The sequence below is a fragment of the Bacillus sp. CGMCC 1.16541 genome, assembly GCF_003184905.1.
Taxonomy (GTDB): domain Bacteria; phylum Bacillota; class Bacilli; order Bacillales; family Bacillaceae_H; genus Priestia.
In genome coordinates, this window is the sequence record NZ_KZ821210.1 from 1 (window position 1) to 20,251 (window position 20,251).

The window sequence follows — 20,251 nt, forward strand, 5'->3', positions numbered from 1 at the left end:
AGGATAAAACGGTTTAAGCATAGGAAGTTGGAAATGTTAATCATTTATATATAGTTCATCTAGTTTACGGCAATACCACTGGGTGAAATGGTTAACTCTATCAGCACCATAAAATGTAATCCATTCGTAAAACAGATGAGTAGAATCAGGGTTGATTTCTTTGATTAAACGTTGACCAATCTCTAAATAGGTCCATGGACAAGGAAATAAAAAAGCAATAATATCTAAGGGTGTTCTAGTTAGTCAATAGAGAGCGATTAATATTTTAAATGAAGTTGTTTAAAAATCTTTATAGAACATCTTGATGTCAGTGTTTATAAGGTCTGAGCCGTTATTTTGATTGTAAATAAGTATTACGGATTTATTACGATTCGTGTCGAAATGTGCAAAAGTATGAAAAAGTGTGTATAATGTGAGATAGTTGAATTAGAAATATCCTATTCTAAAAAAACATTTTATAAGTTAAAATTTGAAAAATTCTATTTAGACAATTTGTTTTTATAGGTCATTCAAGCACAAAATATTGTCCTTAAATATGATTTTTCAATTTTTTCAATTTAATAGACCACTAAACCGATGAGGATACTATGAATTAGAACAAATTAGGAGGTTGATTAGATGAATTTGTCAGCATGGGATATGTTTATTGATGTAGGATTCATCGCGTTACTACTTTTAGTAGGAACGATTATTCGAGCAAAGGTCAGGTGGGTGCAAAATTTATTTTTACCAGCGAGTATTATAGCAGGGATTTTAGCTTTGGCACTTGGACCTAATGGGATAGGAATTATACCATTTACAGATCAAATAGGGACGTACCCGGGGATTTTAATTGCCGTTATTTTTGGTGCGTTACCGATTGCGACGCAAAATGTTAAATGGAAAGAGATTGCAGGGCGAGTAGGAAGCATGTGGTCTTATTCTCAAATGATTATGTTAGCCATGTGGGGAATCGGATTATTATTCGGACTGCTAATTTTAAATAACGTTTGGGGAGACTTAAACTTAGGCTTCGGCTTGTTACTAGCGGCAGGCTTTGTAGGTGGTCACGGTACTGCAGCGGCAGTTGGTGATGCGTTTGCGAAGCAAGGTTGGGATGATGCATTATCATTAGCAATGACATCAGCAACAGTTGGAGTTATTTGCTCTATTGTGGTCGGTTTAGCGTTTATTAAGTATTATTCAAAAAAAGGTCAAACAAACTATATTACAAGATTTGAAGATTTACCATCAGAACTACGAACTGGATTAGTTCCAGAAGCTAAGCGTAAAAGCAGTAAACCTGATACCGTATCTTCAATTGCAATTGACCCGCTTGTGTTACACTTATCACTAGTTGTAGCTATCGCGTTAGGTGGTTACTATTTAAGCGAATTAGGACAATCATTTTTACCAGATGTAACAATTCCAGCATTCTCACTAGCATTTTTAGTAGGTTTAGCTGTGAAATCAATTATGGTTAAGACAAAAAGTGATCAATACATTGATAAAGATACAGTAAATCGTATTAGTGGTAGCTCAACGGATTTACTTGTTGCGTTTGGAATTGCATCTATTAGTTTATCTGCCGTAGCGAGTTATCTTGTACCATTACTTCTTTTATTAGTATTTGGTTTACTATTTGCTTGGTTTGTATTCCGTGTACTGTCAGGTAAGTTCTTCGGTAACATTTGGTTTGAGCGAGGAATCTTTACTTGGGGTTGGATCACCGGTACGATGGCGATGGGAATTGCGCTACTTCGTATTGCCGATCCTGAAGGGGAAAGTAAGACTCTTGATGATTATGCACTTGCCTACATTCCGGTTGCACCTGTTGAAATTGCGATTGTTACATTTGCACCGGTGATGATTGCTACAGGACAACATTGGTTGTTCGTTGTTATCACATTAGGTATTAGCATTGGACTGTATCTACTTGCTGTAGCAAAAGGATGGGTTCAACCTAAAAGTGGTAAAGTAGGAAGTTCATCTACAGAAGAAATAGGTTCCAAATAGAAGGAAGGCTCACTGTCATTAGACAGTGGGCTTTTTTGTGTACATTCCTCCTACTTTGTCCCTTAATTTTGTAAAACTTGCATAACAAATTCACATACGAGGTATGTATAAACGAAAAGCTAAAAATCTAAAGTTGTGAAAGGAGAGAACATCCGTGAGCCGTTTTCGTATCTTTACGATCTTAAACATCATTGGTCTAGTAATTGTGTTAACGGTCAATTATTTAGCAAATGCATTGCCTATAGGTGGTCAAACAACAGGAGAAGTGTCTGATAAAGTGTCCACGTTATTTACTCCAGCAGGTTATGCGTTTGCAATTTGGGGATTCATTTATTTATTGCTAACAATCTGGGTAGCTCGTCAATTTTTCACACGTGATGATCAAAAAGAAGTTTATCGAAAGATTGGTGGTTGGTTCTTTTTAAATGCGTTATTAAATAGTATATGGGTCATTATTTTTCAGTATGAGTATTTTAATGCCTCTATTTTTGTTATGCTGGGTATTTTGCTTACACTTATCATCATCTATACAATTATTCAACGCTCCACTTATTCAACATGGTTTATGAGGTTTCCTATCTCTGTGTACATTGGGTGGATTTCAGTAGCAACGATTGTAAATGTATTTGTTATTTTTGAAGCGAATGGTATCGAGTCCTTGTTTGGGTTAAGCGAACAAATATGGGCAGTCATCATGCTCATCATTGGAGCCATTTTAGGTGTTGTTTTCACACTTAAGCAACAAGATAATGCTTACTCACTTGTGTTTGTATGGGCGTTTGTTGCCATTTTGACGAAACAAAGTGATAATCAACTAATTGTCACAACGAGTATCATCGCAATTGTTTTACTTGTACTTGGTGTGCTAGTTCAATTAGTCAGAAAGTTTCGGACAACATAATCGTCTAGTCTTGCTTAATAAAAGTAGATGTAAAACCAATTAAGCAAATGAGAATACCAATAGGAGCAATAACCGGGATAAACGACAGGATATTCATAGACAGCCTCCTCTCTTTTTTTATGAAGTCTTTTCTTATGTTTAGAGCAATCGAACAAAGGCTATAGACCTTTAAAGATCAAAAGTGGAGGTGGTAGCAGTGACATATGTAGTCGCATATACAGACCGAGATCATTTAGAGTATAAACAAGTTACATGTCCTAACTGTGAAACCGCAGAACGAGTGAAATTACAGATTGAAAAAGAAGGACATGACCACATTGAAATTTTATCAGAAAAAGAAGCACGTGGAGATGGTGAGTCTACATTTCTTTAAGGTATGAGGCTGAGTTAAAAGGACTAAGTTCACTTAGCTCAGTTTTTTACTTTTGTTTGAAATAGTCTTCTAATAAATGAATGGCGTCTGTCATTCGTTCAACGGTTACATCAGCACTCGTTTCGTTGCCGATATGAAAAGGGTCAATATAGATTGTGGAGCACCCTAATTCTTTTGCAGGAGCAATTTCGTTTACTAAATTATCTCCTATGCTTAATAGGTTTGGATAGCTCACATTGAATTCACGACAAATTTCTTTAAAGCGTTCTCCAGTCATCATTGGCTTCTTTCCCATAAAGATTTTTTTATGAAAAACATGCGCTAGCCCTAATTTAGATAAAATGACTTCACTATCACGTTCTGGACTGTTTGTTAATAGAACCAGTTTACACTTTGAGGAAATGGTTTCGAGCAATTCTTTTAATCCTTGTATTCGGTTTAATTGAAATTGTTCACTCATCATGTAGTCTCTCGTATTTAAAAAAGCTTCATATGATTCATCGTTTGATACACCGTAATGACGAGCAATAGAAGAGGGAACCCACCACAAATCTCCGATACTTAACATGTCATCTAAATTAATTATGATAGAAGTAGGATATAATTTCTGGAGGCTTTGTTGAGATAAACGACTGCCGTTCCAACGATACACACGGTCTACTTTCTTATTTTGAATAAAAAGAATAAGATCATTCTTTACATCATAAACACATCCGATGCGTAACGTGTGTTTGCTAGAAAGCACGTCTTCGTAATCTTTTCGATACATAAATCGATAGCGAGATGGCACTTTTTCTTCTAATTGAGCTGCATAGTAATCAAAGTGGTGTGTGTCTTCATACAGAGTACCATCTAAATCAAATACAATGACTTGAATATCATTCGTAAACATAGAATTCATCCTTTCTTGTAAGTGGATGTCCTATATATATGATTCGTTTACAAAAATAATAGCAAACCTCATAATTTCAGAAAAATGGAATGCTTTCGTAGTGGAAAGAGAAGGAATCCATGAAAATAGTGTGGAATTAAACCAAAAATCATATAAAAATAACAGAATACATGATTTTTTTGTCGAATTGTGGTACATTACTAAACATGTCGTGAAAGAGAAAGGGGACGTTATATGAATCATTCAAACCAATGGTCCTCGCGATTTGGTTTTATTTTAGCATCAGCCGGAGCTGCAATCGGTCTAGGTGCAATTTGGAAGTTTCCGTATGTAACAGGAACGAGTGGTGGTGGAGCATTCTTTTTCTTATTTATTTTGTTTACTTTATTCATTGGAATGCCACTTTTACTTGCTGAATTTGTAATTGGTCGAAGTACAGGAAAAGAAGCGATTAGTGCGTACAAAAGCATTGCTCCTAATTCGAATTGGGTATGGATTGGACGAATCGGGGTTGTAAGCTGTTTAGTACTCTTATCCTTTTATAGTGTTGTCGGTGGCTGGGTACTCGTTTACGCGTTGATGAGCTTAAGTGGTCAATTAATGGGTCAATCATATGGGCCACTCTTTGATACCGTGATTGGAAATCCTCTGATTGTGTTAAGTGCACAGGCTCTTTTTTTACTGATGACTGTATTGGTTGTCTCAAAAGGGATACAAAATGGAATTGAACGTGCTAATAAATATATGATGCCACTTTTATTTATTTCATTTTTAATTATTGTAGGCCGATCACTAACATTAGAAAATGCAACGGAAGGGTTGTTGTTTTTCTTAAAGCCGGACTTTTCAGAAGTGACAGCATCGTCTATCTTATATGCATTAGGTCAATCGTTCTTTGCATTATGTGTTGGACTTTCATGTATGGTCACATACAGCTCTTACTTAGGCAAAGAAGTTAGCTTAACAAAGTCTGCTAGTTCTATTGCATTTTTGAACTTATTTGTTTCGTTATTGGCAGGACTTGCGATTTTTCCAGCTGTGTTTTCGCTTGGATTAGAGCCAACAGAAGGACCTGGATTATTATTTGTTGTATTACCAGCGGTATTTGAGCAAATACCATTTGGAACGTTTTTTTTATCACTGTTTTTAGTCTTGTTTTTATTCGCAACTTTAACGTCTGCTTTTTCGCTTCTTGAAATTATTGTCGCGTCATTAGCGAAAGATCAACAACATAAGCGTGTTCGTTATTCATGGTTATCAGGTGTAATGGTCTTTATTGTTGGTATTCCATCTGCATTATCATTTGGTGTGTTAGGAGACGTTTCACTTGGAGGGCGAAATCTATTTGATGTGGCAGACTTTTTTGTAAGTAATGTGATGTTGCCACTTGGAAGTTTAGCGATTGCCATCTTTTTATCGTTTAAAATGAAAAGAGAAGTGCTTCACAACGAATTTATGGCAGGTGGAGCAATCTCAAATAAATGGTTTGAATTATGGTTACTTTTAGTGAAGTATGTTCTTCCTATTATTATTGTGATCGTCTTTATTAATTTGTTACGCTCTTATTAAAACACTTGGATTTTCACCCCAAGTGTTTTTTTTTAGAAAAGACTTGTTCTAAATGGACAAGTTTCTTTATACTAATTATACTAATTATAATCAGAATTTTCATTTATTTATTAAGGGAGAGAGTATATGGCTGCTACCTATATAAAAGAAGAGTATCATATCTTCAGGAAATCGTTACGCAAGTTTCTAGAAAAAGAAGCAGCGCCTTATTATGACGAGTGGGAAGAGAACCGAATGATTCCAAAAAGCTTTTGGTTGAAATTAGGAAAAGAAGGGTTTCTTTGCCCGTGGATAGATGAACGATACGGTGGTTTCAATGCCGATTTTGCTTATTCAGTTGTACTAAACGAAGAATTAGAAAGGGTAGGTTCGAGTTTAGTAGGGGTAGGGTTACATAATGACATTGTTGTTCCATATTTAGCTTCATACGGAACAGAAGAACAAAAACAAAAGTGGTTACCTAATTTTGTAAGCGGTAACATAATTACGGCGATTGCGATGACAGAACCAGGAACAGGATCAGATCTAGCCAATTTAAAAACGACAGCAGTTAAAGACGGCGACCATTATATTATAAACGGAGAAAATATGTAGATGTAAGTATGACAGATGCAACGTATACGTTTAACGTAGAAGTTTAAACAGAACAAGAGGGTGGCTAATTTGTCACTCTTTTAATAAAAAATAAGGGGATGACAAAATGAGAGAAGTTGTGATTGTTGAAGCAGTACGAACACCAATGGGGAGAAAAGGTGGAGCATTAAGTAGTGTTCGACCAGATGATTTAGCTGCAGAAGTATTACGTGAAGTCGTGAAGCGTGCCAGTATTGACCCTATCCATATTGATGACGTCATTATGGGGTGTGTCTCACAAGTAGGTGAGCAAGCTGGAGACATCGCGCGAGTGGCAGCTTTGCTAGCAGGCTATCCAATTGAAGTGCCAGGTACAACCATTGATCGTCAATGTGGATCGAGTCAACAAGCCGTTCATTTCGCAGCTCAAGCTATTTTAAGTGGAGATATGGATGTTGTTGTCGCAGCTGGTGTTGAGAGTATGTCTCGAGTTCCGATGTTTTCAAACTTAAAAGGAGCAACGTGGAATGAAAAGCTAACAAAACGCTTTGGTGTGTTTAATCAAGGGATATCAGCAGAAAAAATTGCTGAAAAATGGGGGTTTACGCGAGAAAAACTGGATGAGTATTCATTCATTAGCCATATGAGAGCGATACAAGCACAAGAAGAAGGTCGATTTGAGCGTGAGATTATGCCTTTAGAAATTACATTGCCGGATGGGTCAAAAACGGTATTGAAAGTAGATGAAGGTCCTCATAAACAGACATCAATCGAAAAATTAAACTCGTTACAACCAGTTTTTTTAGAAGACGGTAAAATTCACCCAGGGAATGCGAGTCAAATTAGTGATGGAGCCGCTGCTTTATTATTAATGTCAAAAGAAAAAGCAGAAGAGCTAGGAGTAAAGCCGCGCTTTAAAATTGTTACGCGAACGGTTGTAGGTTCGGATCCAGAACTTATGTTAACGGGACCTATTCCAGCGACTGAAAAAGCGTTAAAAAAAGCGGGCTTAACCATTGATGACATCGATTTATATGAAGTAAACGAAGCGTTTGCTCCTGTACCACTATCGTGGCTAGAAGAGTTAAAGGCCAATCCAGAGAAATTGAATGTCAACGGAGGTGCAATTGCACTTGGTCATCCGTTAGGAGCGAGTGGAGCACGCGTGATGGTTACTCTGCTTCATGAATTAGAACGAACAGGTGGAACGTATGGATTACAAGCGATTTGTGAAGGACATGGGATGGCAAATGCAACAATTATTCAACGACTAGATTAAAGGGGAAGAGAAAAATGGACATAAACAAATGTATAGCGATTGTTACAGGTGGTAGTTCAGGTTTAGGAGAAGGAACGATTAGGAAACTTGTAGGTAGCGGAGCCAAAGCAGCTATTTTCGACTTGTCGGAAGAACGAGGAAAAAAGCTTGTCGAGGAGTTAGGTAGTGATCACGTTCTGTTTGTGAAAGTCGACGTAACGAACGAAGAAGATGTAAAAAAAGGGTTAGAAAAAGTAAAAGAGCGGTTTGATTATGTTAATGTTTTGGTTAATTGCGCAGGTGTCGCTGTTGCAAAGAAAGTAGTAAATAAAGATGAGCCCCATGACTTATCTCTTTTTAATAAAGTGATTCAAGTTAATTTAGTTGGAACCTTTAATGTGATTCGTCTCGCTTCAGATATGATGAGTCACAATGAATTAAATGAATATGGTGAGCGGGGCGTTATCATCAATACAGCATCCGTTGCAGCATATGAAGGGCAAATTGGACAAGCTGCATATAGTGCTTCAAAAGGCGGAGTGGTTGGAATGACGTTACCAATTGCAAGAGAACTTGCCTGCTTTGGTATTCGCAATATGTCCATTGCGCCGGGACTATTTGAAACGCCGATGTTTGCCACATTATCAGAAAAAGCACGAGCAGCTCTTGGTGAAATGGTCCCATTTCCATCTCGTTTAGGTCAGCCTAATGAGTACGCAATGCTTGTTGAAAGCATTATTGAAAATCCGATGTTAAATGGAGAAGTTATCCGTCTTGATGGAGCAGTTCGTTTTCAACCGAAATAATAAGAAGAAGGCTACCTTTTCAGGCAGCCTTCTTCTTTGTTTAGCTTTTTATTTTGCAAATACGTGATCACCAATTGTGGTCGTTACTTCTTTTTGACGTAACCATTGATCGCCTGTTTTATTAGGATTAAAGAAGAATAATGAACCGTTACCTAATCCTTTAAATGCAAGTGCTTCATCGACAGCTTTCTTTGCTTCTTCACTTGCTGGTTTATTAATTTGACCATTTGCTACAGGTGTAAATTGAATACCACCATCTTGATGAATAACAGAATGAATGGAATTAGGGAATTGATCACTTTCGACACGATTTAAAACAACAGAAGCAACGGCTACTTTACCTGCGTATGATTCGCCTTCAGCTTCGGCTTGTACTAAGCGTGCTAATAAGTCTTTTTCATTATCACTAATTGTTGTTGGAATTGTTAATGTCTCATTGACTGAAACGGCATTTCCATCTTTATCGTTAGCCTCTTTTAACTCCGTTACAGATACGCCATATTCCATACCAATCTTGTAAAGAGACTCGCCTTCTTTTACAACGTGTGTAGTACCTTCTGCACTAGCTGTTTGTTGCATTCCAACCATTGGAACTACAAGTGCACCTACCATTAACATTTTCTTAAGCATCTAGAAAAACCTCCTATAGCTTTTAAGCTGTTTTGTTGAGCGCATGAATACAGGTTAACAGCTGTAAAGTAGGATGTCATTGCTTAAAATGTGGAACGATAGGATATGATTTCCTCACGCAAAACAGATGTAACTAGAGAATGGGAGATAACAACCTTGATATCGATTCTTTGAAACGAATCAGCAATCGACGCTGCTCATACGCTTCCTGTGTTAAAAGTGTTGAATTCTTCATGTCGTCTTCAAAAATAGTTGTAAGGTTTTTAGTCACAGTTGAGTCGTAAAGAAATGCATTGACTTCAAAATTCAAGCGAAAACTTCTCATATCAATGTTAGCTGTTCCGACAGATGCAATTTGGCCATCGACTACAATCGTTTTAGCATGCATAAATCCTTTTTCGTAAATATAAACTTTCGCCCCAACCTTTAGTAATTCTCCAATGTGTGAATAAGTTGCCCAATACACAAACGGATGATCAGGTTTGTTCGGAATCATAATTCGAACGTCAACACCAGAAAGTGCCGCAATCTTTAGGACATCTAATAAACTATCATCAGGAATGAAATAAGGAGTTTGAATGTATACATAGCTCTTAGCCGCTAAAATCATTTTCATGTATCCATTTTTAATTTGTTCTTCCTCAGAATCAGGACCGCTTGATACAATTTGCATGCCTACTTTGCCAATCGATGAAATGGTTGGATAATAGTCTTGATGGTATTCAATTAAGGAAGCAGAGGCGTGGTTCCAATCGAGTATAAAGCGCGATTGAATATAATGAACAGCCATTCCAGTCACTTTTAAATGCGTATCACGCCAATATCCAAACTTTGGGTTTAATCCTAAATATTCATCTCCAATGTTGAAGCCTCCGATATATCCGATTTTTCCATCGATAATAACGAGCTTACGATGGTTGCGGTAATTAATACGTAAATTAAAAAGCGGAAACTTAGAAGGAAAGAAAGGCGCTGCATCAACCCCAGCTTGCTTCAACTGTTTAATAAGTTTTCGCTTGAATTTTCTTGACCCCATGTCATCGTATAGTACTTTAACTTTAACACCTTCTTTTGCTTTTTGAACAAGCATATTTACAAGCCTTTTTCCTAATTCATCAGATCGAATAATATAATAGACAAGATGAATATGGTGAGTTGCTTGCTCAATATCTTGAAGGAGAGCGTTGAATTTGTCATGTCCATCTGTGAAAATCTCTAGCTCATTATTTTGAGTGAGAACGGCTTCATTGTGAATTAAATGCATAAATACTAAGTCTCTGTATCGTTCAGCACTTTTGTTAGTAAAGGAGAATTGTTGGTTCCTTAAAAGTTCTGTTTGGGTAGAAACAGATTCACGTAATGAAAGATAACTTCTTTGATCCCATGTAAAAATTTTCTGTTTGCTTAAATTTTGACCGAAAATTAAATAAAGGATGAATCCTAAAACAGGAATAAAATAAAGAACCATAAGCCATGCCCATGTCGTACTAATACTGCGCCTTTCTAAAAAAATGAGTGTAATAGCGAGTATCATATTAAGAATAAATAAGAAAAGTAATAAAATGGTTACAACATTCACAAAATAAACTCCTTTGACGAAAAACTGAACTGCTTCTTTATTATAATGCAGGTTTATTTCATAAGCCAAAATTTGGACCGATTTCACGATGAATATAAAAAATATCGAGAACGCTTACATTTTTTGTTGACCAATGAATCATAATTATATATAATCAACTTGTATTAAGTTAACCGTTTAACCGGAGGAGACATGAATCAAAAAATAACAATCCGTGATGTAGCAAAATACGCTGGTGTGTCACCTGCGACCGTTTCATACGTCTTAAATGGCGTAAAAAAAGTATCAGATGAAACCAAATCTCGAGTTTTGGAAGCGGTTAAAGAACTGAATTATCAGCCGAATTTTACAGCGATTAGTTTATCAAAGCGAAAATCAAATATGATTGGTGTTATGCTTCCGTTAGTAGACGATTCACTTGCTACAATTTTTAAGGAAAATCACTATTATAGTGAAGTGATTAGTGGAATTGAATACATATCTCGTAAAAATGGATATGATATTTTAATTTCAGGCGCAGGAAATCCAGAAGACTGTAAAAACTGGATCACAAAACGTAACTTAGACGGACTGCTATTTTTAGGAACGTTTTCGGAGAATTTATATAAGGAAATGAAAGCGTTACCTACACCGATCGTATTAATTGACACGTATGAAGAGTACGCAAAACATTATCACAACATTCATGTTGATGATGAATTAGGCGGCTACTTAGCGACAAAGCATTTGCTTCAATTAGGACATGAATCAATTGCATTCGTTGCTCATCGCTTAACAAATAGTCCTGTTGATGCAAAACGCTTTACAGGCTACAAAAAAGCATTGGCAGAAGCAAATAAGTCAATAAACAAGGAATTAATATTTGAAGGGCATGACAGCTCGTTTGAAAATGGCTATAAGATGGGGGAAAAGGTGTTAGCACTTAAGGATACGTTAACAGCTGTGTTTGCTACATCTGACATTTTAGCCCTCGGAATCATCAAGGCGTTAAACGAGCACGGAAAACAAGTGCCGCATGATTATTCAATTGTGGGATTCGATGATTTAACAATCAGTAGTTACTCAACGCCAAGTTTAACAACGGTAAGACAAGATGTTTTTAAAAAAGGTGTTGTATCAGCTGAAACATTAATTCAAGCTATCGAAGGAAAAATGCAAACGTTAGCACGAATCAACTTACCAGTTGAAATCGTAAAAAGGGACTCAACATCCAATCGTGGATGACTCTCTTTTACGAGAGGTTAACCGGTTCACTCAAATAATTATTAAGACTAGATTGTGATTTTAATAACGACTCCTTTCGATAGAGTTATTGTTTGTAAGTTTAATCTGCTCTCACACAGCAAATCGATGAAAAGCGGTCTTTACAATAAAAAAGGATAGGTGACAACCATGGTAAAAGTAACAGTATGGAATGAAAATCGACATGAGCAAAAGAATCCAGTTGTAAGAGAGATTTATCCTGAAGGTATTCACGGTGCGATTGCACAGTTTTTAACAGAAGAAGGTTTTGACGCAAAAACAGCTACGTTAGATGAACCAGAACATGGTTTAACAGACGATGTACTAGCAGAGACAGATGTTCTTGTATGGTGGGGACATCTAGCGCACGATGAAGTGCAAGATGAAATCGTTCAAAAAGTACAACAACGTGTTCTTGATGGGATGGGTTTAATTGTTCTTCACTCAGGTCACTTTTCAAAAATCTTCAAAACATTAATGGGAACAAGTTGTGATTTAAAATGGCGCGAAGCAGATGAAAAAGAGCGCATTTGGGTCGTTGATCCAAGTCATCCAATTGCAGAAGGCATTGGAGAATATATCGAGTTAGAAAAAGAAGAGATGTATGGAGAGCACTTCGATATCCCTGCTCCAGATGAGCTTGTTTTTACAAGTTGGTTTGAAGGTGGAGAAATCTTCCGCAGTGGTTGCACATATAAACGTGGGAACGGAAAAGTATTCTATTTCCGTCCAGGTCATGAGACGTATCCAACGTACCACAATAAAGAAGTACAACGTGTCATTATTAACAGTGTAAAGTGGGCACAGCCAGTTAATCGTAAACGCCCAGTATACGGAAATGCACAACCATTAGAAAAAATTGCAGTAAAAAACTAATGCAGTGAATGAGTGTAAGAAGCCGAGCTTGCACTCATTTCTACCACATGTTGAACAAAAGAAAAGGGAGAGGTTTTTATGACAAGATTAAAAGTTGGAGTAATTGGTTGCGGAAGTATTGCCCAATATCGTCATTTACCAGAATACAAAGCAAATAAAAACGTAGAGATTGTAGCGGTTTGTGACCTTAACGAAGCACGTGTGAATGAAATTGCTGAACAATATGAAGCGAAAGCGTATACAAGCTATGAGGAATTATTAGCAAGTGGTGAAGTGGACGTCGTGAGTGTATGTACACCGAACTATTTACACGCACCAATCTCAATTGCCGCGTTAGAAGCAGGAATCCACGTATTATGTGAAAAGCCAATGGCGACATCTCAAGAAGAAGCTGATGCCATGATTGAAGCAGCAAAGAAAAGTGGTAAAAAGCTAATGATTGCACATAACCAACGTTTTGTTTCTTCACACCAAAAAGCTCGTCAATTAATTGAAAGTGGAGAAATCGGAAAGTTATACAGCTTCCGTACAGCATTCGGTCATCCTGGACCAGAAGGCTGGAGTGTGGATGGAAAAGACAGCTGGTTCTTTCGTAAAGAGCAAGCATTTATTGGAGCAATGGGTGACTTAGGTGTTCATAAAACAGACTTACTTCGTTATTTATTAGGAGAAGAAATTACTGAAGTAGGTGCATTCGTTGAAACAAGTGCAAAAGATTTTGCAGACGTTGATGACAATGCGGTATGCGTTTTAAAAACGGAAAGCGGAATTGTCGGAACATTAGCTGCAAGCTGGGCATACACGGCAAAAGAGGACAATTCAACGATTATCTATGGAGAAAAAGCCATTCTTCGTCTTGAAGATCATCCGACGTATTCATTAGTTGTTCAATATGCAACTGGTGAAGTTGTAAACTATGAGCTTGGAAAGATTCAATCGAATGATGAAGGGGGGCAAAGTAGTTCTCAAGTTGTTAATCACTTTGTCGAATCTGTTTTAACAGGTAAAGAACCGTTAATTACAGGTGAAGAAGGTATGAAATCACTGGCTGTTATTTTAGCAGCATTAAAATCAAGCGACACAAAACAAATTACACGTGTATAAGTAATGGAGGTGACTTCATGAGTAAACTTCGTATTGGGATCATTGGGGTTGGTGGCATTGCGACAGGCCGCCATATTCCAGCGTTTCAACGTTTAGATGCGTTTTGCGCAATTACAGCTGTTAGTGATGTAGATGTTGAGCGAGCAAAAGAAGTAGCAGCAGCTAATCAAATTGAACATGTTTTTCAAGACTACCATGATTTATTTAAAGAAGTAGACGCTGTTTGTATTTGTACACCAAATAAATTTCATGCAGAAATCACGATTGCAGCATTTGAAGCAGGTGTTCATGTTCTTTGTGAAAAGCCAATGGCATTGTCAACGGATGAATGTGAAGCGATGATTACTGCTTCAAAGAAAGCGAATAAAGTGTTAGCTATTGCGTATCACTATCGTTTTATGAAAGAAGCGCAAGCAGCGAAAAAGATGATAGAAGACATCGGAGCACCATTAGTAACACGTGTCCAAGCGCTGCGTCGTCGTAAAGTACCAGGGTGGGGGGTATTTACAAACAAATCTCTTCAAGGTGGCGGTAGCCTAATCGATTATGGCTGTCATTTGCTAGATTTAGCGATTTGGTTAATGGGGAATCCAAAACACGTTGAAGTAAGTGGCAGTACGTATAACGTGTTAAGTAAAACACCAAATCAAGTGAATCAATGGGGAGAGTTTGATCATGCAACGTTTGATGTTGATGATCATGTAACCGCTTATATTAAGTTTGAAGGTGGCGCATCACTGCTACTAGAAACATCGTGGGCAGCAAATATAAAAGATGACGCCGAGCATGTCAGCATTTCTGGTACAGAAGGCGGAATTAGTGTTTTTCCATTCGAGTTATACACAACGAAAAACGGCATGCTTTTAAATAGTGAAGCAGCGTGGATTCAAGGGGAAGATGATCCAGGATTACCACAGGCGAAAAACTTTATCGATGCATGCTTAGGTAGAGAAGAGCTTGTTGTCAAACCAGAAGAAGCGCTTCAAGTATCTAACATCATTGATCAGATCTATGAAAAAAGTGAAACAGTAGAAACCATCGCGTTAAACTGAAGGGAGAGGCCGAGATGAAGTTAGGAGTATTCACAGTTTTATTTGCAGATAAGTCGTTTGAAGAAATGCTAGATAAAGTAAAAGCGGCAGGGTTACACGCAGTCGAAATTGGAACAGGTTGTTACCCAGGGAATAATCACTGTGATTTAGATTTATTATTAGAAGATGAAACGGCACGTCAACAGTATGTTCAAAAAGTAAAAGAGCGTGACTTAATTATTAGTGCGTTTAGTTGTCACGGAAATCCTATTTCACCAGAAAAAGAATTCGCCAAGCAATCTCATGAAACATTATTAAAAACCATTAAACTAGCATCACTACTAGATGTACCAGTTGTTAACTGCTTTTCAGGAACAGCTGGCGATCATGAAGACGCAAAATATCCAAACTGGCCGGTTACACCTTGGCCAAACGAATACGGCGATGTGCTAAAGTGGCAATGGGAAGAAAAGCTCATTCCTTATTGGAAAGAAGTAGGAGCTTATGCGAAAGAACATAATGTAAAAATCGGTCTTGAGCTTCACGGAGGATTCCTTGTTCATACGCCATATACGTTATTAAAGCTACGTGAAGAAACGTGTGACGCAATTGGTGCAAACTTAGATCCAAGTCACTTATGGTGGCAAGGAATTGATCCTGTAGCGGCAATTAAGATTTTAGCAAAAGAAAATGCAATTCACCATTTCCATGCAAAAGATACGTATCTTGATCAAGAAAACATTAACATGTATGGGTTAACAGACATGCAACCATATGGCAGTGTTCAAACTAGAGCGTGGACGTTCCGCTCAGTTGGATGTGGTCATAGCTTAACGGAATGGTCCGATATGATGAGTGCACTGCGTACATATGGATATGATTATGTAGTGAGCATTGAACATGAAGATCCAATTATGTCGATTGAAGAAGGATTTAAGCGTGCTGTAACAAATCTTCAATCTGTTTTAATTGAAGAATCACCTTCACAAATGTGGTGGGTATAAAAAGAAGTTCAGGGTTTGCTCCCTGAACTTTTTTGCATTGTGACAAAAATATGTCGCCAAATTACTGAAATAGAAAGGAATTTTGTTAGGAAATAGCGAAAATTGACTATACGTTTTTCTGAATAGTTGTTCTATCTCGATACAAATGCATTATTTGTAATCCAAAAGCGCCAAGGATAATCCTTTGCTTCCTCTGTATTTGGAATGCCGATGCGAGGACCTATAGAGATTGATTCAGGTGTCACACCACTAGCAATAAATAGAGGAGGTGTGAAAAATGTTTTTCCGTAATCATCCATGCTAATACCCATTGCTTTTGTTAATTTACCAGGGCCACTTGTTAAGTTGCGTTCAACAGTCGTTTGTCGTCTTTTCATCATTAAATCTTTTCCACAAAAAGGTTGAACAGCTCGTACTAAAACTGCTTCAGGTTGATTGATATCTCCGCTTACAACATTTAATAAGCAATGTGTATGCATCACATATGTATATACGTAACCTGGTTCATGAAACATAATTTCAGTGCGCTTTGTACGACGATTATTATAGCTATGAGCAGCGCGATCCGTAGGTCCCATATATGCTTCTGTTTCAACGATGAATCCGCTCGTTATCCCTTCTGTTGTTTCTTTTACAAGAAGACAACCGAGTAATGATTGAGCTAATTCAATCGTTGGTTGATTGTAAAATTCTTGGCTAAGAGGTGTCGGAGCTTTCAGTTGTGTAATCATTTCTTTATCGATAGGTAAGTAACTTTTTTTCACCTAATCATCACTCTCCAATCTTATTGTTAACTTTAAAGCTTTTTCATGACGAAATTCAAATATAATGTCAATTTTTCTTTAAGATAACCGATATGAATAATATCGAATGTCTATCTTGCATGTTTGAAAAAAGAAAAATTTAAAAAGGAAGGTATTAACATGGCTAAGAAATCACTTCTATATGGCGTATGCTGTTCGGCAATGCTTAGTTCTCTCATCATCAATGCAATGCCTTCTTCTGCGGCTGTCACACAAGCAACAGTTAAGGTTGATACGCTAAATTTTCGCTCTGTACCTAGCACAAACGGGGCAATTATTGGGAAACTACATAAAAATACTCAAATTGAAATTAAAAGTGAAAAAGATGGTTGGTCAAATGTGCTTTATGAAGGTAAAACGGGCTGGGTTTCTTCTAGTTACATAAAGAAACAAGAGGTCGACCAAGTAAAGGAAAAGCCCACCCAATCTTCTGTTACATCAGCTGTTGTTAACGCAAGTATGTTAAACGTGCGCTCTACAGCAAATACAAGCGGAGCTATCGTAACAAAATTGCCAAAAAATACGACTGTCACTGTTCTTTCAGTGAAAGGAAACTGGTCACAAGTTCGCACTAACAGTAATCAATCTGGATGGGTAGCTAATCAATACTTAACAGCAGCTACGAATCAACCAGCCAAACCTGTACCTTCTTCCCCAGCGACTCCTGGCTCAACGATCAATGAAGAGATGAAAACTGTAAAAGCAAGCTCTCTTAATGTTCGTTCTATACCAAGCACAACAGGAAATATCTTAATGTCCTTGAGTAAGAATACAGATGTGTATGTTTTGAAAGTCGAAGGAGACTGGACTCGAATTAAAACGAGTGATAACCGAATTGGATGGGTAGCGAGTCAATATTTAGGCGATCAGAAACAAACAAGTCCTACACCAACTCAACCTTCTGAATCATTGAAGGTAGCATTTGTTAACGCAAGTGTTTTAAATGTTCGCTCTGTACCGAGTATTAATGGTCAAGTGTTAACATCTTTATCGAATCAAACAGAAGTTAAAGTGGTGAAAACAAGTGGAAGTTGGACACAAATACAACTGAAACCTAACCAAGTAGGGTGGGTGGCGAGTCAATATTTGACCACAAGTCGTCCTGTTACTCCAACACCAAATCCTTCTTTACCTGTTTCTTCTGAAGTATTAAAAGGTGAAACTATTGTGTTAGATGCTGGTCATGGTGGAAAGGACCCTGGTGCAGTAGCAAACGGTATTTCTGAAAAAGATGTGACGATGGACGTCATTTATCATGTAGAAAAGAAATTGCGAGCAGCTGGAGCAACTGTAATTATGACTCGTTCAAATGATACGTACCCAACACTTGGTGATCGAGTAGATATAGCCAATAAAAATAAAGCAGATTTGTTTATTAGTGTTCACGTGAACGCGGCATCTCCAGATGCACAAGGAGCAGAGACATATTATGATTCTTCTCGCAATCCAAGAAGTCAGGAAGGGAAAAAGTTAGCAGAAGAAATTCAACGACAACTCGTATCCCTTGTTGGAATGAAAGATCGAAAAGTAAAGAGTGCAGGCTTTCAAGTAATTAAGTACACAAATATGCCAAGTGTTCTTGTTGAACTCGGGTTTGTAACGAATAAAGAAGACGCAAAAAAACTTGCTTCACAACGTGAATTGTATGCACAAGCTATTGTGAATGGCATTTTAGCTTATTACGAAAAGCAGTAAATGATGAATTTTAGATGATGTATGAAAGACTCGAACACGTTACATACATAAAACTTGAAATCTCTTTTTTAAAAGAGTAGACTTTTAATCAATAACAATTGTATAAATCGGGAGCTAATGGAATTTGGCTGAGAGTACGACTAATCTGTCGTAGACCGTTTGAACCTGTTGGATAATGCCAGCGTAGGAAGTAGGAAATGTCATTAGGTGAACGATGATGATTTTTAGCACTTTGCGCTTGCAAAGTGCTTTTTTATTTTAAAAGGGGGATGATGAAATGACGAATTATCAAGTTATTCAAGCGTTAGAACATGTGAGAGAGGAGAATCCACTCATACATAACATCACAAATGTTGTCGTGACAAATTTTACCGCGAACGGTTTATTAGCTTTAGGAGCATCACCAGTTATGGCTTATGCCAAAGAAGAAGTTGCAGAAATGGCGAAAATAGCTGGAGCACTCGTATTAAATATTGGAACACTAAGTGAGCAAGAAGTAGAGTCGATGCTTCTTGCAGGAAAGTCCGCAAATGCACATAACGTACCTATTGTGTTCGATCCTGTTGGAGCAGGTGCTACATCTTATCGAACAGAAACCGCTAGGCGCATTGTGAACGATCTGGACATTACCGTTTTGAGAGGAAATGCAGCTGAAGTGGCCAACGTCATTGGAGAGGCCTGGAGCATTAAAGGAGTCGATGCTGGAGAGGGAAAGAGGAATATTGTTTCACTTGCTCAAAAAGCAGCCAATCAATTGAATATGATTGTTGTAATTACAGGAAAAGAAGATGTAATTACAAATGGCAAGACCACTTATATTGTGCATAATGGTCATTCTTTATCAACAAAAGTAACGGGGGCAGGATGTTTACTAAGTTCAGTGGTTGGAGCTTTTGTGGCTGTAGAAGAAGATCCATTAATAGCTTCTGTAGCAGCTGTTTCTTCATATGGAATTGCAGCACAACTAGCTGCAATGAAAAAAGGAGAAGAAGGTCCAGGTAGTTTTCAAATTGAATTTTTAAATCAATTGTTTCATCTCTCTGCACAACAGGTTGAACAATATGCAGCAATTGAAAAGAAAGAGAGAGAACAGATATGATTACATACAAAGCACTAACAATTGCAGGATCTGACAGTGGTGGTGGAGCTGGTATTCAGGCAGATTTAAAAACATTTCAAGAGTTGGGGGCTTATGGGATGTCAGCTTTAACAGCCGTTACGGCGCAAAATACATTAGGCGTTCAAGACGTATATCCGATGAGTGTAGCAGCAGTTGAAGCGCAAATTGATTCTATCGGTGTAGATCTTGGAACAGATGCATTAAAAACAGGGATGTTATTTAGCGGTGAAATTATTGAAGCAGTAGCTAATAAAATTAAGCAATATAAGTGGGACAAAGTGGTTGTGGACCCTGTAATGATTGCAAAAGGCGGTGCATCGTTGTTACAGCAACAGGCGATACAGTCACTAAAAGAACATTTGTTGCCACTTGCACTAGTTGTGACCCCAAATATTCCTGAGGCGGAAGTGTTAACGGATATGTCTATTACTAGTTTAGATGATCGGATGGAAGCAGCAAAAAGGTTGTACCACATGGGGGCAAAAAATGTTGTCATTAAAGGGGGACATGGAGAAGGAGAAAATTTAGTAGACCTGCTTTATGATGGAGAAGAGTTTTTATATTTAACGAGCAAACGCATTGACACAAAAAATACACATGGAACAGGCTGTACGTTTGCAGCAACTTTAACAGCGCAACTTGCAAAAGGAAGTTCGGTTCGTCAAGCGGTAGTGGTAGCGAAAGATTTCATTCAAGCAGCCATTGCAGACGATTTAAAGCTTGGAAATGGACACGGTCCGACGAACCATTGGGCATATAATCGTAAATACAAAGAAAAAGGATGAGAGGAAACTTATACA

The 20,251-nt window shown here is 37.6% G+C and carries 19 protein-coding genes and 1 pseudogene; 15 read left to right on the forward strand and 5 right to left on the reverse strand.

Translation table 11 applies throughout. The annotated features are described in order from the left end of the window. Positions 1–36: 36 nt before the first annotated feature. Positions 37–222, reverse strand: a complete 186-nt coding sequence (locus DIS06_RS03825; protein WP_110111995.1) for a thiaminase II/PqqC family protein — start codon at positions 220–222, stop codon at positions 37–39. Between the two features lie 396 nt (positions 223–618). Between DIS06_RS03825 and DIS06_RS03830 the strand changes: the two genes are divergently transcribed. The 3 genes from DIS06_RS03830 to DIS06_RS20315 all read left to right on the forward strand — a co-directional run bounded on the left by DIS06_RS03830 (position 619) and on the right by DIS06_RS20315 (position 3,269). After that, a complete protein-coding gene (locus DIS06_RS03830) occupies positions 619–1,995 on the forward strand; it encodes a sodium/glutamate symporter (RefSeq protein ID WP_110111951.1) in 1,377 nt (458 codons plus the stop codon). Positions 1,996–2,149: 154 nt separating this feature from the next. After that, positions 2,150–2,896 (forward strand): tryptophan-rich sensory protein, encoded by a 747-nt coding sequence (locus DIS06_RS03835; protein WP_110111952.1) that lies wholly within the window; start codon positions 2,150–2,152, stop codon positions 2,894–2,896. Positions 2,897–3,092: 196 nt separating this feature from the next. Beyond that, entirely contained in the window at positions 3,093–3,269 is a 177-nt protein-coding gene (locus DIS06_RS20315; RefSeq protein WP_204166745.1) for a hypothetical protein, read from the forward strand. 46 nt (positions 3,270–3,315) lie between these two features. Here DIS06_RS20315 and DIS06_RS03840 read toward each other — a convergent pair whose 3' ends face one another. After that, positions 3,316–4,161: an HAD family hydrolase gene (locus tag DIS06_RS03840; RefSeq protein ID WP_162595867.1), complete on the reverse strand. Its 846-nt coding sequence runs from the start codon at positions 4,159–4,161 to the stop codon at positions 3,316–3,318. A gap of 234 nt (positions 4,162–4,395) precedes the next feature. Between DIS06_RS03840 and DIS06_RS03850 the strand changes: the two genes are divergently transcribed. The 4 genes and pseudogenes from DIS06_RS03850 to DIS06_RS03865 all read left to right on the forward strand — a co-directional run bounded on the left by DIS06_RS03850 (position 4,396) and on the right by DIS06_RS03865 (position 8,367). Further along, positions 4,396–5,730, forward strand: a complete 1,335-nt coding sequence (locus DIS06_RS03850) for a sodium-dependent transporter (RefSeq protein ID WP_110111955.1) — start codon at positions 4,396–4,398, stop codon at positions 5,728–5,730. Between the two features lie 126 nt (positions 5,731–5,856). Beyond that, positions 5,857–6,315: pseudogene (locus tag DIS06_RS03855) on the forward strand (acyl-CoA dehydrogenase family protein); the annotation flags it as partial. 115 nt (positions 6,316–6,430) lie between these two features. Further along, positions 6,431–7,582, forward strand: coding sequence for a thiolase family protein (locus tag DIS06_RS03860; protein WP_110111957.1), 1,152 nt, complete (start codon positions 6,431–6,433; stop codon positions 7,580–7,582). A 14-nt stretch (positions 7,583–7,596) separates the two neighbouring features. Then, positions 7,597–8,367 (forward strand): 3-hydroxyacyl-CoA dehydrogenase, encoded by a 771-nt coding sequence (locus DIS06_RS03865; protein WP_110111958.1) that lies wholly within the window; start codon positions 7,597–7,599, stop codon positions 8,365–8,367. A gap of 48 nt (positions 8,368–8,415) precedes the next feature. Here DIS06_RS03865 and DIS06_RS03870 read toward each other — a convergent pair whose 3' ends face one another. Next, complete coding sequence (locus tag DIS06_RS03870; protein ID WP_110111959.1) at positions 8,416–8,997, reverse strand: cell wall hydrolase; 582 nt, start codon at positions 8,995–8,997, stop codon at positions 8,416–8,418. A 133-nt stretch (positions 8,998–9,130) separates the two neighbouring features. Beyond that, positions 9,131–10,576 (reverse strand): cardiolipin synthase, encoded by a 1,446-nt coding sequence (gene cls, locus DIS06_RS03875; RefSeq protein ID WP_110111960.1) that lies wholly within the window; start codon positions 10,574–10,576, stop codon positions 9,131–9,133. Positions 10,577–10,768: 192 nt separating this feature from the next. Between cls and DIS06_RS03880 the strand changes: the two genes are divergently transcribed. The 5 genes from DIS06_RS03880 to DIS06_RS03900 all read left to right on the forward strand — a co-directional run bounded on the left by DIS06_RS03880 (position 10,769) and on the right by DIS06_RS03900 (position 15,833). Further along, complete coding sequence (locus DIS06_RS03880) at positions 10,769–11,800, forward strand: LacI family DNA-binding transcriptional regulator (protein ID WP_110111961.1); 1,032 nt, start codon at positions 10,769–10,771, stop codon at positions 11,798–11,800. 168 nt (positions 11,801–11,968) lie between these two features. Continuing rightward, the gene (locus tag DIS06_RS03885) at positions 11,969–12,694 is read left to right on the forward strand and encodes a ThuA domain-containing protein (RefSeq protein WP_110111962.1); all 726 of its coding nucleotides are present in this window, start codon (positions 11,969–11,971) and stop codon (positions 12,692–12,694) included. A gap of 78 nt (positions 12,695–12,772) precedes the next feature. Next, entirely contained in the window at positions 12,773–13,798 is a 1,026-nt protein-coding gene (locus tag DIS06_RS03890; protein WP_110111963.1) for a Gfo/Idh/MocA family protein, read from the forward strand. A gap of 17 nt (positions 13,799–13,815) precedes the next feature. After that, a complete protein-coding gene (locus tag DIS06_RS03895; protein WP_110111964.1) occupies positions 13,816–14,850 on the forward strand; it encodes a Gfo/Idh/MocA family protein in 1,035 nt (344 codons plus the stop codon). Positions 14,851–14,864: 14 nt separating this feature from the next. After that, on the forward strand, positions 14,865–15,833 hold the full coding sequence (locus DIS06_RS03900) for a sugar phosphate isomerase/epimerase family protein (RefSeq protein ID WP_110111965.1): 969 nt from the start codon (positions 14,865–14,867) through the stop codon (positions 15,831–15,833). 131 nt (positions 15,834–15,964) lie between these two features. Here DIS06_RS03900 and DIS06_RS03905 read toward each other — a convergent pair whose 3' ends face one another. Next, entirely contained in the window at positions 15,965–16,564 is a 600-nt protein-coding gene (locus tag DIS06_RS03905) for a DNA-3-methyladenine glycosylase (protein ID WP_110111996.1), read from the reverse strand. A 192-nt stretch (positions 16,565–16,756) separates the two neighbouring features. Between DIS06_RS03905 and DIS06_RS03910 the strand changes: the two genes are divergently transcribed. The 3 genes from DIS06_RS03910 (at position 16,757) to thiD (ending at position 20,236) form a co-directional block, all read left to right on the forward strand. Next, the gene (locus tag DIS06_RS03910) at positions 16,757–18,331 is read left to right on the forward strand and encodes an N-acetylmuramoyl-L-alanine amidase family protein (protein WP_110111966.1); all 1,575 of its coding nucleotides are present in this window, start codon (positions 16,757–16,759) and stop codon (positions 18,329–18,331) included. 277 nt (positions 18,332–18,608) lie between these two features. Beyond that, positions 18,609–19,430 carry a hydroxyethylthiazole kinase gene (gene thiM, locus DIS06_RS03915; RefSeq protein WP_110111967.1) on the forward strand — a complete coding sequence of 274 codons (822 nt, stop codon included), beginning with the start codon at positions 18,609–18,611 and terminating at the stop codon, positions 19,428–19,430. Continuing rightward, complete coding sequence (gene thiD, locus DIS06_RS03920) at positions 19,427–20,236, forward strand: bifunctional hydroxymethylpyrimidine kinase/phosphomethylpyrimidine kinase (protein WP_204166746.1); 810 nt, start codon at positions 19,427–19,429, stop codon at positions 20,234–20,236. Before thiM ends, thiD begins: the two co-directional genes overlap by 4 nt. Positions 20,237–20,251 lie beyond the last annotated feature (15 nt).

Coding starts and splice junctions, on each gene's coding strand:
- DIS06_RS03830 (WP_110111951.1), top strand. CDS start 619: ATGAATTTGTCAGCATGGGATATGTTTATTGATGTAGGATTCATCGCG.
- DIS06_RS03840 (WP_162595867.1), bottom strand. CDS start 4,161: ATGTTTACGAATGATATTCAAGTCATTGTATTTGATTTAGATGGTACT.
- DIS06_RS03850 (WP_110111955.1), top strand. CDS start 4,396: ATGAATCATTCAAACCAATGGTCCTCGCGATTTGGTTTTATTTTAGCA.
- DIS06_RS03860 (WP_110111957.1), top strand. CDS start 6,431: ATGAGAGAAGTTGTGATTGTTGAAGCAGTACGAACACCAATGGGGAGA.
- DIS06_RS03865 (WP_110111958.1), top strand. CDS start 7,597: ATGGACATAAACAAATGTATAGCGATTGTTACAGGTGGTAGTTCAGGT.
- DIS06_RS03870 (WP_110111959.1), bottom strand. CDS start 8,997: ATGCTTAAGAAAATGTTAATGGTAGGTGCACTTGTAGTTCCAATGGTT.
- DIS06_RS03880 (WP_110111961.1), top strand. CDS start 10,769: ATGAATCAAAAAATAACAATCCGTGATGTAGCAAAATACGCTGGTGTG.
- DIS06_RS03885 (WP_110111962.1), top strand. CDS start 11,969: ATGGTAAAAGTAACAGTATGGAATGAAAATCGACATGAGCAAAAGAAT.
- DIS06_RS03890 (WP_110111963.1), top strand. CDS start 12,773: ATGACAAGATTAAAAGTTGGAGTAATTGGTTGCGGAAGTATTGCCCAA.
- DIS06_RS03895 (WP_110111964.1), top strand. CDS start 13,816: ATGAGTAAACTTCGTATTGGGATCATTGGGGTTGGTGGCATTGCGACA.
- DIS06_RS03900 (WP_110111965.1), top strand. CDS start 14,865: ATGAAGTTAGGAGTATTCACAGTTTTATTTGCAGATAAGTCGTTTGAA.
- DIS06_RS03905 (WP_110111996.1), bottom strand. CDS start 16,564: ATGATTACACAACTGAAAGCTCCGACACCTCTTAGCCAAGAATTTTAC.
- DIS06_RS03910 (WP_110111966.1), top strand. CDS start 16,757: ATGGCTAAGAAATCACTTCTATATGGCGTATGCTGTTCGGCAATGCTT.
- thiM (WP_110111967.1), top strand. CDS start 18,609: ATGACGAATTATCAAGTTATTCAAGCGTTAGAACATGTGAGAGAGGAG.
- thiD (WP_204166746.1), top strand. CDS start 19,427: ATGATTACATACAAAGCACTAACAATTGCAGGATCTGACAGTGGTGGT.